Below are 14,490 nucleotides of genomic sequence, written 5' to 3'. Positions count from 1 at the left end.
CTATGAAAAAAGATTATAGCACAGAATTTAAATTATTTATAGTGGATGAAGCATTAGAAACTAAAAATATTAAAAGATTTTTAAAGATAGAAGAAATACCCAAATCTACTTTTTATGCTTGGCTTAAGAAATATAAAGACACTGGAACTGTCGCCAATTTTAGCACTAAGCCAAAAACTTCTCCAAATATCTTTAATAATCAAAAAGCTATTAATTTAATTATTGAACTCTATACTAAAGAATATCGAGGTAAGCATTATATTAAAGCATATTTGAACCGTGAAGGCATTAGAATAGGTGTTACAGCTATAGAGAATGTACTAAAAAGAAATAATCTTTGGAGATACAAAATAAAAAAGAAAAAGAAGCGATATGATAAACGAAAATTTGTCTCTAAAATACAAAAAGAAGGCAAAATAGTTCAAATAGACACTAAATATATCAAATTAGGCAGAAAAACAGTTTATCAATTCACAGCTGTAGATTTAGCTACTCGTTATAGTTGGATAGAAATCTATGAAGATAAAACACCTTCTAGTGCTTTATCTTTCTTAAAATATGTATTGAAAACTTCACCTTTTAGGATACAATCTATACAGACCGATAATGGTAGAGAATATACTTATCGCTGTATCAATACCTCTAAAATCAATATTTTTGATGAATACTGCTTAAAAAATAAATTAGAGAGGAGATATATTCCTATAGCAACACCAAGATATAACGGCGTAGTAGAAAGAGTACACGGCATAGACGAAAGAGAATTTTATTCACGATTAAATAAAAATATCACAGTAGAATTATTAAGAGAAAAATTAAAAGAATATACACATTTTTATAACAATCAAAGATTGATTTCTTCTTTATTGTATATTACAATCAAATAAAGAATCAAAAATATTATAGCAAGTAAAAGTACAATATCTATGGCTCCATGACATTATATAAAAAAGAGCAAAAAAAAGATTATTCTAATTTATTATTAGAAAGCAGTATAAATAATAAAAGAGATATATTTTTAATATTTTTAGAATCATTTTATGATTATTCACATTTTACTAATCTTTTTGATAAAGACCCATTTCCAAAGGAATACAGGGAATGGGCAAATAAATCAAGAAAAATTTCTCCAAATGATGGCGGAGGAAGTTTTAATGCAAGACTTGCTGGATTAACTGCCTCAAGTCCTTTAACACCAAAAATACAAAATACAAAAAATAAATATACTTTACCGTATTTATTATATGATATAGGATATACTACAATAGCACTTGAAGAAGCTAAAAATACTTATAATTTAAATACTTTTTTACCTTCTCTTTATTTTGATAAAATAATTTTTGACTTAGGAACTACAAATATAGATAATTATATAAATACAAATATAGAAAATTTAGAAACTCCTCTATTTGTATATGGTTTTACTACATTAGGGCATCTTGGTGAACATATAAGCAATAATTTTAATATTATTGAAAATAATAAAAAAATCATGAAATATTTTAATAACACTGATAAATTGCAGCTAATAGAAACTTTGGATAATTCGGTAACGACTGCCATTGAAGTAATAAAAACAAGAGATACTATATTAAAATATTCCCCAAATGCTCTTATCATATTTAAACATGACCATTTATATCCTTATTTAAGAGGCATAATAGAAAATTCTTCCATAGATAATGATATAAAAAATAGCTTTTTGAATGATAATACCCCAACACCTATATTGATTTGGGACGGCACTAATGGAGCATACAAAGCACCTAATAATTTTGTTCCCGAAAATATACCTATGTTTATTGCTATAAATGCAGGAGTTACTAATTACAAAAATAGCATTATATCTTTACTCTATAAATATGAAATTGATGGCATAATAAGTACATATCATAAATTTTATAAAATTACAAATGATACATTAGTATTAGAAAATAATATCAGTCAAGACTCAGAAATATATAAATATGAAAATGCCCAAAAAATATTATCTCAAGATATTTTTCAAGGAAAAAAGTATTATTATAGCATAATGGAAGATTTAAATAGTAAATAATATTTAAGATTTTATTTTGTTTAGGAGTGTGAGATATTGGACATTTTTTAGTATAAAAAAAGCAGTATCCTTGTTATAATATTTTTGATATAGAAAACAAATAAAAGGATACTACTATGAAAAAAGATTATAGCACAGAATTTAAATTATTTATAGTGCAGGAAGCATTAGAAACTAAAAATATTAAAAGATTTTTAAAGATGGAAAGAATAAATAAATCCACTTTTTATACTTGGCTTAAGAAATATAAAGACACTGGAACTGTCGCTAATTTTAGCACTAGACCAAAAACTTCTCCAAACATCTTTAATAATCAAGAAGCTATTAATTTAATTATTGAACTCTATACTGAAGAGTATAAGGGAAAACATTATATTAAAGCATATTTAAATCGTAAAGGCATTAAGATAGGTGTTACAGCTATAGAGAATGTACTAAAAAGAAATAATCTTTGGAGATATAAAACAAAAAAGAAAAAGAAGCGATATGATAAACGAAAATTTGTCTCTAAAATACAAAAAGAAGGCAAAATAGTTCAAATAGATACCGCCTTGCGTACCTTCGGTAAAATATATCAAATTAGGCAGAAAAACAGTCTATCAGTTCACTGCTGTCGATTTAGCTGCTCGCTATAGTTAGAGGCAAATCTATGAGGATAAAACACCTTCTAGTGCTTTATCTTTCTTAAAATATGTCTTAAAAACTTCACCTTTTAAGATACAATCTATACAGACCGATAATGGTAGAGAATATACATACCGCTGTATCAATACCTCTAAAATCAATATTTTTGATGAATACTGCTTAAAAAATAAATTAGAGAGGAGATATATTCCTATAGCAACACCAAGATACAATGGCGTAGTAGAAAGAGTACACGGCATAGACGAAAGAGAATTTTATTCACGATTAAATAAAAATATCACAGTAGAATTATTGAGAGAAAAATTAAAAGAATATACACATTTTTATAACAATCAAAGATTGATTTCTTCGCTAGGTTATATTACAATCAAAGAAAGAATCAAAAATATTATAGCAAGTAAAAGTACAATATCTATGGCTCCATGACAATAAAATTATTATAAATGCTTGACTTTTATTCTATTCATAGTATAATAGGATGCAAATATTAAACAGTTTTAGGAAAAATAAAAATGTATAATATATTCTCTTACATCAAAAATAATTCCTCAAGGCGTTAAGCCTCTATTTTTATTTATTCTAATCTAAAAATCAATTTTTTTTAAACAATTAAATATTATTCTTTATAATATTATTTTAAATTCATTTTAGGAGTTTTTTATATGATAAAAGTATCCGTTATAGGTGCAACAGGATATGCAGGTGCAGAATTAATTAGACTGCTATTATCTCATAGTAAAGTAAAATTAAAAAATATTTCTTCAAAAAGTTTTGTTGGGAAAAACATAAACGAAATATATCCTAACTTAAATAAAAACTTAGATAAATTATTAATAGATGAAAATGAAATATTTGAAAACACTGATGTGGTATTTGCATCACTTCCTGCTGGTTTAAGCGATGAGATTGCAAATAAATGCTTTGAAAAAAATATTTTATTTATAGATTTGGGGGCTGATTTTAGACTAGACGACGAAGAAGATTATAAAAATTGGTACGGCAAAGAATATAAATATAAAAATCTTCACAAAGAGGCAATTTATTCAATACCTGAAATAATTAAGTATGATAGTGTTTATAATAAAAAAGAATTAAAGAATGCAAAAATTATAGGAAATCCCGGCTGCTACCCTACTTCTATAGGTTTGGCATTAGCCCCTGCTTTAGTAAACAAATTAATACAAAAAGATGATATTATAATTGACTCAAAATCTGGAGCCACTGGTGCAGGACGAGAATTAAAATTAAATACTCATTATACAGAATGTAATGAAGCATTTGCTCCATACAAAATTGCTGAACATAGACACACCCCTGAAATAGAACAAACATTGTCAAATATATATGGTGAAGATATAAAAGTTACTTTTGTTCCTCATTTGCTTCCATTAAACAGAGGAATAGTTTCAACAATATATGCAAAATTAGAAAATAAAAATCTTAAATTGGAAGATATACATAACATTTACAAAGACTTTTATAAAGATTCAGCATTTGTAAGAGTATTAAATATTGGAGAGATAGCAAATTTAAAATATGTTAAATACTCAAATTATTGTGATATATCTTTGCATATAGATGATAGAACTAACAAATTAATAATAGTATCAACAATAGACAATATGGTAAAAGGAGCAGCAGGACAAGCAATACAAAACATGAATATAGCTTTAGGATTAGAAGAAGATGAGGGATTAAATTTCATTCCTCCATCTTTTTAATTAAATATAGATAAACAATTATACTTTATTAAAAATAATATAATTAAAATTATTTAGAACTATTTTGCACTTTTTGGTTCTTTGACGAAGTCCGCAGAGCGTACGCGGCGGGAAAAAGAACAATAAAAAAACAAGCATATAAGAAATTAATTTACTAAACAACAATTAATTTTATAAATAAAATAGGAGAATAAAATGATAGATATCAAACAAATTGAAGGCGGTGTATGTGCTTCTGAAGGTTTCTTAGCAAATGGAATACATGCAGGAATAAAGAAAAATAAAGAAAAAAAAGATTTAGCAATAATTTATAGTAAAAGTCAATGTTCTGCTGCTGCGGTATACACTCAAAATAAAGCATGCGGAGCAAACATTATAGTAAGCAAAGAGCATTTAAAAGACGGAAAAGCAAAAGCTATTATATGCAATTCTGGCAATGCTAACACTTGTAATAAAAACGGAGTGGAAGTAGCAAAAGAGATGTGCAAACTTACAGCCGATGCATTAGGTATTGATGAAAAAGAAGTAGCTGTTGCATCTACTGGTGTTATAGGAGTGCCGTTGCCAATTGAGCCTATAGAGAAAAATATTAAACAATTAATAGACAATGCAAATCACTCTCAAGAGCATGCTAAAAATGCAGCAGCTGCAATAATGACAACGGATACATTTATGAAAGAAATAGCTTATGAGTTTGAAATTGAAGGCAAAAAGGTTCATATAGGAGGCACTGCAAAAGGAAGCGGTATGATTCACCCTAATATGGCTACAATGCTTGCTTTTGTAACTACTGACTGCAATATATCAAGCGAAATGCTTCAGAAGGCTTTAAGTGAAGATGTAAAATATACATATAATATGATTAGCGTTGATGGAGATACTTCTACAAATGATATGTGTGTTGTACTTGCTAATGGTGAAGCTAAAAACACTTTAATAGATAAAGAAGATGATAATTATAAAATATTTTGCAAAGCATTGAATATGACAAATACTTATTTATCAAAGCAAATGGCAAAAGATGGAGAAGGTGCTACAAAATTAATAGAATGCGAAGTAATGAATGCCAGCGATATAAAATTAGCAAGAAATATTGCAAAATCTGTAATAACATCAAATTTAGTAAAAGCAGCTATGTACGGATGCGATATGAACTGGGGAAGAATTTCATGTGCTATAGGCTATACTGATGCTGATTTTGATATAAATAAGGTTTCTATAAATGTAGGTTCAAAATATGGAGAGATGAATGTTTATAAAGATGGGTATGGTGTAGAGTTTGATGAAGATGAGGCTTTAAAAATACTAAAAGAAGATGAGATAAAAATTACAATAAATATGAACTGCGGAGATAGCAAGGCTGTAGCTTGGGGCTGTGATTTAACTTATGACTATGTAAAAATTAACGGCTCATACAGAAGTTAAAATTTTATATGCTGTAATTATTATGTTTTATCAAATTATAGTTATTTAATAATATATAAATAATTGATTAATATTATAAAATATTGATTAGTTAAATATATTTTAAAGAATGTAATATATAATTTATATTTTGAGAAATTTAAAAGCTGTATTTATAAAATGTAGTTCTTTTGGTTCTTTTATACCAATAAAAGAACTGGGGGCGTGGGGGCAAAGCCACCACAAATAATAAAATTTAAAACTAATTTTGATACAATATAATTTTTCAATATTTAATAATAATTTAATTAAATAATTAAGGAAATAAAAATGGAAAATATTTCAAATAGAGATAAGGCACTTATACTTAATCAGGCACTTCCATATATACAAAAATACACGGGAAAAACTGTTGTAATAAAATACGGCGGAAGTGCTATGGAAAATCCTGAATTAAAAAAGAAAGTAATGAGTGATGTTGCTTTGCTTTCTACTGTTGGGATAAAAGTTATAGTGGTTCATGGAGGAGGAAAAGATATTACTGCTATGCTTAGCAAAATAGGCAAAGAATCAAAGTTTATAAATGGATTAAGATATACTGACAGAGAAACTGCTGAAATAGTAAAAATGGTTCTTGCCGGTAAAGTTAATAAAGAGTTAGTGGCTTCTCTTGAAAGCTCTGGGGGTAAATGTTTAGGTATATGCGGTATTGACGGAAACATGTTTAAAGTAAGCAAATACAAAGGTGATATTGATTTAGGATTTGTTGGAGATGTTGATGATGTTGATACCCATTTACTTAATACTATAATAACAAATAAATATATTCCAATAGTTGCAACCGTTGGAAGCGATAAAGAGGGAAATGTTTATAATATTAATGCTGATACTGCGGCAGCAAAAATTGCAGAAAGTTTAAAAGCTGAAACATTAATATATATGACAGACACGCCGGGACTTTTAAAAGATAAAGATGATGAAAATACTTTAATAAGCCAAATAAATATTAAAGATATAGATAACCTTATAAAAGACGGAATTATATCTGGAGGAATGATACCTAAAGTTAAGCATTGTATAGAGGCTGTGCAAAATGGAGTATCAAAAGTATTTATAATAGACGGAAGACTATGCCATTCATTATTGATAGAGATGTTTACTGATGAAGGTATAGGAACAATGTTTTATAAAGACTAATAAATATAAACTAAATAATGAGGATAAAAATATGGCATCTAAAAAAACAAATAATAATAATCAAAACAATGAAAAATCAAAATTAAAAAAAGAATATATTAATAACAGTAAAAAATATGTTGCTAACACTTATGCAAGATTCGATTTAGTTTTAGAATCTGGAAAAGAGACAAAATTAAAAGATGTAGAAGGAAGAGAGTATATTGATTTAGGAAGCGGTATTGGAGTTAATAGCATTGGTTATGGAAATAAAAATTGGATTAATGCTGTAGTAAATCAAGCAAAAATACTTCAGCATACTTCAAATCTTTTCTACACAAAACCTTATATTGATTTGGCAAAAAAATTATGCTATATTACAAAACATGATAAAGCATTCTTCTGCAATTCTGGTGCTGAAGCAAATGAAGCTGCAATTAAATGTGCAAGAAAATACTCTTTTAATAAATATGCCAATAATGATAAAAATTATAAAAGAAATAAAATAGTAACATTAAAAAACTCTTTTCATGGAAGAACTATCTGTACAATTTCAGCTACAGGTCAGGAAGTTTTTCATAATTTCTTTTTCCCATTTTTGGAAGGCTTTTCATTTGCCGAGGCTAACAATTATGAAGACACTATAGAAAAATTAAAAGATAATGCATGTGCTATGATGATGGAGCTTATACAGGGTGAAGGCGGGGTTATAGCTCTTGATAAAGAATATGTACAGAAAGTGCAAAAATACTGCGAAGAAAATGATATACTCTTTATAGTTGATGAAGTGCAAACTGGTGTTGGAAGAACAGGAAAGTTTTTATGCTCTGAACATTTTGGTATAAAACCAGACATCACTACATTAGCAAAAGGTTTAGGTGGGGGGCTTCCTATAGGGGCAATGCTTATGAGTAAAAAATGCTCTGATGTATTTGTGCCAGGGGACCATGCTTCTACATTTGGTGCTAATCCTGTTGTTGCTGCTGGTGCTTTGGAAGTATTAAACATCATAGATAAAAACTTATTAAAAGAAGTTGAAAAGAAATCTAAATATATAAAAAGCAAATTAACAAAACTTGATAATGTTGTTAGTGTTGATGGAATAGGTTTAATGCTTGGAATAGGTTTAAAAGAGGGATTAAATGCTAGAGAAATAGCAGAAAAATGCATCTCAAAAGGAGTAATTCCTTTGACTGCTAAAAATAAAATAAGACTTCTTCCTCCTCTCACAATAACTGATAAAGAATTAGAAAAAGCTGTTTCAATACTTTCTGAGTGTATAATAAAGAAATAGATTTGCTTCATAATATAAAAAATTATTATGAAGCAAGTTTTTTATTATGCTCTTATATCTCTTTTATTAAAAATAATTATAGTCAATACACTTGTTACTATACCAATAATAAATAGGCATATAATACCAGCTAAAAATATATCAAAATCAGTACTGTATTTAGATGGGGCAAACAATGTTATAATACTTAAATATTTAAAAAACTCTGCTTTCTCCCCTACTCTCGACATCATTTGAAAAAGCATAAATAGTATACAAATCCCTGCACCCGCCCAAAGAGAAATTGATGTAGAAGAAAAACTTACAGAACTTAAAAAACATATTCCAAAAAAAGAAAGCCATAAAGCAAAAAGACCAATATTTACAATTATCATTTTTGTTATATCAAGCTCTCCTTTAAACATAATCTCGCTTGTAATTATAAGAAGCATAGTGATATATAGGTTTAATATAAATATTTCTAAAACAGCACTTAATATTTGTGTAGATATTATCTTTACTCTTGAATTTGGTGTTGTAAATAAATATGCAATGCTTCCTTTATCAAGGTATCTTATAACAAGTCTATTAACAAGCAAAACAATAAAAACTAATGGAAAAATAATCAGTAAAAATGAATATAAATAATCAATTAAAAAGTCAGTTAAATTACTTGAAAAATTATTCATTCCAAATAAAGCAAACATCTGAGGCATACTCTCAACCATAGAGTTTAAACTATCAACAAGTTTAGGGTCAAACATAGAAACTATAATTGCTCCATACATAGTTAATACTAAAGCGAATATTAATAATATTTTAAAATTTGATTTGAATTCTTTTTTTAATAAAACCAAATTAAACATACAAACTCCTATTATTATAAAAATCAATTACTGTAAAAATGCAAAAATAACTCTTCTAAAGTTTGACTTGATGAATTAATATCTAATATATTATAGTTGCTAAGTTCTTTTATAAAATTATTAACTTCATTACTAACAATCGAAACTTTTACAATATTATTATCTATCTCTGATTTAAAACCAATTTTATTTTTAAAATTTAATGCTTCTTCATTTGTTTTAAAAACCACTTCAAAATTTTTATTCTTTTTAGATTTTAATTCTTCCATATTCTCTATTGCTATAAGTTTACCTTCTTTTAATATAGCAGTTCTGTCGCATGTTTTTTCAACTTCTTCAAATATATGCGATGACATAAAAATAGTAGTGCCTTTTTTCTTCTCTTCTAAAATCAACTCAATAAACTTTTTTTGCATCAAAGGGTCAAGTCCGCTTGTAGGCTCATCTAATATAACAACTTCAGGCTCATTCATAAAAGCACATACTATAGCTATTTTTTGTTTTGTTCCTTTTGACATACTCTTTATTTTTCTACCCGCATCAAGTTCAAATAAATCAGTAAGCTCTTTAATTCTATTTTTATTTTTTATAGATTTCATTTCAGCAATAAATTTTATAAAATCACTTCCTTTCATCTCGTCCATAAAAGCAATTTCTCCGGGCAAATATCCAAGTTTTGATTGTATGTTCTCTCTATTAGCAAAACACTCCATATCTAATATTTCAGCACTGCCTTTATCAGACTTTATAAACCCCATTAACTGCCTTATAGTTGTTGTCTTGCCTGCTCCATTAGGCCCAAGCATTCCAAATATTTCGCCTTTGTTTACTTCAAAAGACAAATCAAATACTCCCCTCCCTCTTCCATAATCTTTGCTAATATTATTTACTTTTATTACAGACATAAATAATTCCTCCTTATGCCTTATAAATATTTTTTCTTGTATGAAATCTGCTTAAACATCTTCACCCACTTAGAATACTGCTTTATCATATCTTCTTTATCTATTTTTTTGGTCATTTTCTTTCTGCTTTCCAAATAACCTTCAGATGTGTATGTTATCATTTCTATAATATCTTTTATATCAACATCATCTCTAAACTTATTTTTATCAATATTCTTCAAATAGCTATTTATATCAATTTGTTTTTTATTGTTATTAACTATTTCTTTTACATCTTCACTCTCATCAAAATATCCCTGTATTAAAAAATCAAATATAGATTTATGCTTTTCCATCATTTCTAACTTTTTATAAAATGAATATTCCATAAGCTCAAAAAAATCCTTTATCTTGTAAAAGTTGGAATCTGCAATTATTTTTTCTATATATTCATACACATAATTATAAACATATTCATACAATTTTTTCTTAGTCTTAAAATGATATAATAATAAAGATTTTGATATATTAGCATTACTCGCAATATTCTCTAAAATGGCATGTTTATACTCATGCTTTGCAAACTCTTCGATTGATGCATTTATTATTGTTTCTTTTTTTTCTTCTGGTATATTCATTATATTTTTGCTCATACTATATTACTGACTAACCTAGTCAGTTAAACTATAACATAAAATATATATTTGTCAAACAAAAAATTAAATGATAAAATTAAAAATTGTACTGATAAACATAATCTTTAGAGACTAATAAAGAATTATCAGATATTAAATATTTATATTTAAAATATTCTTCTTCATTAATAAAATAACTTTCATCTAAGTTTAATGATTTAAACTCTTCTATAAATGTGTTTAAAGCGAGATTTTTATCTGCAAACTTTTCTATAGCTCTATTTGAAAGCTCAAAGAAATTCTTCATAAGATAAGGAATATAATCTTCTTTATAATAATCTAAGCAATTTCTTAATAATACAAACAATGTTTTAAAATAATTAATGTCAGTATTTTTTTTAGTGGATATAGTGTGAATATGCTGTCTGTAATAATATATTGGCTTATGATTAAAAGATATTTTAGGGTTATGAATAAGAGATTTAAAAAACTGCTCTGTATCCTGATAGCAAAGTATAGATGAATAGTAAATATTATTATTTATTAAAAACTCTCTTCTCCATAATTTTGACCAAGTTGACTCTTCAATAGTTTCTTTATCTGTAGGAGATAAGTTTTTAATACTAGCAGTAGATATACCTTCTAAATCATTATTATCTAAAAAACTTACTCTATTTAAATGAGATACATATTCTTTTGAATCTATAACATCATATATATTTAAACTGCTAACATAGTCAGAATCATATTTTTCTGCTGTATTATATAATTCCTCTAAAAAATTATTAGAAATATAATCATCAGAATCCATAAAAAAAACGTACTCACCTCTAGCAACATTTAAACCAATATTTCTAGATAGACCCGCACCATGTTTTATTTTATTATCTATTAATATTATTCTTTTATCTTTTAAAGAATACTCTTCTATTATTTTTTTACTATTATCACTGCTACAATCATTAATGCATATTATCTCTATTTCATTAGTACTCTGATTGATTAAACTATCCAAGCAGTAAGATAAATATTTATCTGTATTATATACTGGTATTACAACGCTTACCATATTATGTTACCTTTCTTTATATCATATAATATGCAATTTTTTTTGTCAATTAAGATATCGACATTTAAAACAATATTTAGATAAAAATAAATAGCTTTTTTGTTTTTAAATCACATTATTTGCATTCATTTTAGCAAAGAAGATAATATTAAATAAAAACTATATTTAAACCTTTCATCTGCATATTCATTGAATTTTATTTCTATTTCAGTTTCATCATTATTATTAGAAGCATAATAAACATTAGATAATTTTATATAAATAGAAGCATCATTATAATCATCATAAAAAACATAACCTTTGGTAACAATACCGTTAACATCATCTCTAATCATAGAAAATTTATTAGCAATATTTTTCACAACACCAACAGTAAGAACTTTAGGCATATTTTTTATTAAAGCATTTTTTGTTTTTCTAGAAAGCTGCTCAAAGGGCTGTTCTATCTCATAATCTAAAATTTGTTTTTGCCATTTTTCTATAATAGATTTTTTTACTTCCACTGGACTTAATAACCCTATAATAGCATCATCTTTAATAAAAATCTCTTCATCATTTATATCATTAAATGTGCCGTCTTCCATATATCTAAAACCGTTTAATAAAGTATTTTTTTTATCATATATAGCCCAAACTAAGTTAACAGCAAACATCTTCATAAATGGATTATATAAAAACAACTCTCTCCAATTATTAAATCGCCATTTTCTCCCATTCATAAAAACATAAATCAATCTTTCTGTTTGTATTTTTAATATTTTCTTTGCTTCAGTTTTTAATGCACTAAGTTCATTTTTTGCCTCTATTGGAAAATCTTTTGGAAAAGTTTTTAGTTGTTTATTTTTAGACTCATCAAAAATATCAATAGAGAAATTGTCTTTTAAAGTTATTCTAAATATTCTATCATCTTTTTTTATAATACGAATACCCTCTCTATCAAATCCAAAATTAGGCATAATGATATCTGCAAACTCTTCTTCTGTCATATTCATTTTATGAGAAATAGTATAAAACATATCTCTGCATTTATTTCTCACACTAACTTGCTTAAACTTTTTTGAAGCCTCATAAATTAAATAAAAAGCAATATTATTTGAAGATAAAAAGATAGCTTCCATTATAAAACAAGCATATTTAAATCTTTTACTTGCAATATTTTTTGCATTTTTATAAAGCTTATTAATTTGACTATTAGAAGCAAATATGCAATATGGATATATAACATTTTTAGTTTTATTGTCTTGAGCAAAATTAATATATATTTTTTCTAACGCCTCTCTAAAACTCTCTTCATCTAGAGAGTAACCTATTTCATCAACAATATCTATACTGCAAGATTCTTTTAATTCTAAATACGCTCCAATAATAAATCTTATTACTTTCACACAAACAACACTGCTCTTATCTTTAGTAAATACATTAGAAATAATTTTATTGTCTATAAAGGAAGTTGTTTTATCATATTTTGATTTGTAACTTTTTTCTACTATCTCATTAATCTCTTTTAAGCTAAGCATACAAACATACAATTTTTTAAGTTTTATATTATAGTATAATGTCAATAAAAACAATCTAAATGTTCATTATTTTAATTGCACAGGTGCCAAACATATTGCAGTTAGGAATTCCTTAATTTATTAAAGTATAGCATAGGTGTATCATAATTTAAAGCAGAATGTATTCGTTTATAATTGAAAAAATAATTATATTTTTGTATGTTTTTATTTGCTTTCTCTAAGGTTAATTCTTGTGTACAAAAGTCATAGAATTCTTTTTGGTCTTGTCCTTGTGTACTCTCTACTACGCCATTATACCAAGGTGATGCAATTGGACTATAAACTCTCTTAATATAGTTTTTCTTACAAAATATATCTAATGGGTGTTCAGTATTAAATGAATGTTTACGGTAAGTAAATTCTGTACCATTGTCTGTTTGAATACAATGTATTCTAAAAGGAAAATAATCTATAAGCCGTTTCATAAAATCAATGGTACTGTATGGACTTTTTTCATCGTATAAATATCTAAAGCTCATTCTTGTTGCTAAATCTACAGCAGTAAATTGATAATAACGTATTTCACCAAAAAAAGCATATTTAACATCTATTTGTACCTTTTCTCCTGCTTCTTTAATATAAATTGCATGTTTTCCTTTATGCTTTCTCTTAATTTTTTTCTTTTTGCTTCTATACAAATTATGTTCTTTTAGAACAGTTTCTATTGCTGTTGTTCCTACTTTAATGTCTTCTAACTCTAATTGTTTTTTTATTTTAAATTTACCATAACCATATAATTTTCTTATTTCAATTATTCTTTTAATAATCTTTTTATTTTTCAATTTATTTTTATTATTCTTAGGTTTAGTAGATTTAGGTTTTATAATAGAATAAGTTTCTAATTGGCTTTTCCAATAATAATATGTTCTAATACTAATCTTATATTTTAAAGCTAATACTTCTTTATTCTTAACTTTATTGATTTTTAGAACTATCTTTTTTCTTTGATTTGAAGTATATTCTTTCATAGGTATTCCTTTTGTTTTATTTTAGTTAATTAAATTATAAGGAATACCTGCTTTTTTTATACTAAAGAATGTCCAATATCTCACACTCCTAAACAAATAAAGAGCTTTTTTGTCATGGAGCCATAGATATTGTACTTTTACTTGCTATAATATTTTTGATTCTTTCTTTGATTGTAATATACAATAACGAAGAAATCAATCTTTGATTGTTATAAAAATGTGTATATTCTTTTAATT

14 protein-coding genes are annotated in these 14,490 nt (G+C 26.2%); 8 read left to right on the top strand and 6 right to left on the bottom strand.

Features of this window, described 5'->3' with window-relative positions; translation table 11 throughout:
- The 8 genes from EPJ72_RS02475 to EPJ72_RS02440 all read left to right on the top strand — a co-directional run.
- Positions 1-887 (top strand): DDE-type integrase/transposase/recombinase (locus EPJ72_RS02475; protein ID WP_147730679.1); only part of this gene is annotated, 887 nt, incomplete at its 5' end.
- Positions 888-934: 47 nt separating this feature from the next.
- Positions 935-2,056, top strand: coding sequence for a hypothetical protein (locus EPJ72_RS02470; RefSeq protein WP_439897255.1), 1,122 nt, complete (start codon positions 935-937; stop codon positions 2,054-2,056).
- Between the two features lie 116 nt (positions 2,057-2,172).
- On the top strand, positions 2,173-2,691 hold the full coding sequence (locus tag EPJ72_RS02465; RefSeq protein ID WP_147730678.1) for a transposase: 519 nt from the start codon (positions 2,173-2,175) through the stop codon (positions 2,689-2,691).
- A 10-nt stretch (positions 2,692-2,701) separates the two neighbouring features.
- Positions 2,702-3,127, top strand: coding sequence for an integrase core domain-containing protein (locus EPJ72_RS13705; protein WP_147730680.1), 426 nt, complete (start codon positions 2,702-2,704; stop codon positions 3,125-3,127).
- 236 nt (positions 3,128-3,363) lie between these two features.
- Positions 3,364-4,422, top strand: coding sequence for an N-acetyl-gamma-glutamyl-phosphate reductase (argC, locus tag EPJ72_RS02455; protein WP_147730677.1), 1,059 nt, complete (start codon positions 3,364-3,366; stop codon positions 4,420-4,422).
- A gap of 195 nt (positions 4,423-4,617) precedes the next feature.
- Complete coding sequence (gene argJ / locus EPJ72_RS02450; RefSeq protein WP_147730676.1) at positions 4,618-5,847, top strand: bifunctional ornithine acetyltransferase/N-acetylglutamate synthase; 1,230 nt, start codon at positions 4,618-4,620, stop codon at positions 5,845-5,847.
- A gap of 309 nt (positions 5,848-6,156) precedes the next feature.
- On the top strand, positions 6,157-7,023 hold the full coding sequence (gene argB / locus EPJ72_RS02445) for an acetylglutamate kinase (RefSeq protein WP_147730675.1): 867 nt from the start codon (positions 6,157-6,159) through the stop codon (positions 7,021-7,023).
- Positions 7,024-7,054: 31 nt separating this feature from the next.
- Positions 7,055-8,296, top strand: coding sequence for an aspartate aminotransferase family protein (locus EPJ72_RS02440; RefSeq protein ID WP_147730674.1), 1,242 nt, complete (start codon positions 7,055-7,057; stop codon positions 8,294-8,296).
- Between the two features lie 44 nt (positions 8,297-8,340).
- Here the strand turns inward: EPJ72_RS02440 and EPJ72_RS02435 are convergent, their stop codons facing one another.
- The 6 genes from EPJ72_RS02435 to EPJ72_RS02410 all read right to left on the bottom strand — a co-directional run bounded on the left by EPJ72_RS02435 (position 8,341) and on the right by EPJ72_RS02410 (position 14,253).
- The gene (locus EPJ72_RS02435; RefSeq protein ID WP_147730673.1) at positions 8,341-9,141 is read right to left on the bottom strand and encodes an ABC transporter permease; all 801 of its coding nucleotides are present in this window, start codon (positions 9,139-9,141) and stop codon (positions 8,341-8,343) included.
- 23 nt (positions 9,142-9,164) lie between these two features.
- Positions 9,165-10,046, bottom strand: coding sequence for an ABC transporter ATP-binding protein (locus tag EPJ72_RS02430; RefSeq protein WP_147730672.1), 882 nt, complete (start codon positions 10,044-10,046; stop codon positions 9,165-9,167).
- Between the two features lie 20 nt (positions 10,047-10,066).
- Positions 10,067-10,678 carry a TetR/AcrR family transcriptional regulator gene (locus tag EPJ72_RS02425; protein WP_147730671.1) on the bottom strand — a complete coding sequence of 204 codons (612 nt, stop codon included), beginning with the start codon at positions 10,676-10,678 and terminating at the stop codon, positions 10,067-10,069.
- A 79-nt stretch (positions 10,679-10,757) separates the two neighbouring features.
- On the bottom strand, positions 10,758-11,729 hold the full coding sequence (locus EPJ72_RS02420; protein WP_147730670.1) for a glycosyltransferase family 2 protein: 972 nt from the start codon (positions 11,727-11,729) through the stop codon (positions 10,758-10,760).
- Positions 11,730-11,854: 125 nt separating this feature from the next.
- The gene (locus EPJ72_RS02415; protein WP_147730669.1) at positions 11,855-13,246 is read right to left on the bottom strand and encodes a DUF4132 domain-containing protein; all 1,392 of its coding nucleotides are present in this window, start codon (positions 13,244-13,246) and stop codon (positions 11,855-11,857) included.
- Between the two features lie 101 nt (positions 13,247-13,347).
- The gene (locus EPJ72_RS02410; RefSeq protein ID WP_147730668.1) at positions 13,348-14,253 is read right to left on the bottom strand and encodes an integrase core domain-containing protein; all 906 of its coding nucleotides are present in this window, start codon (positions 14,251-14,253) and stop codon (positions 13,348-13,350) included.
- Positions 14,254-14,490 lie beyond the last annotated feature (237 nt).

It is taken from the genome of Brachyspira pilosicoli (assembly GCF_008016535.1).
GTDB classification, from domain to species: domain Bacteria; phylum Spirochaetota; class Brachyspiria; order Brachyspirales; family Brachyspiraceae; genus Brachyspira; species Brachyspira pilosicoli_A.
This window is presented reverse-complemented; position numbering and strand designations above follow the sequence as displayed.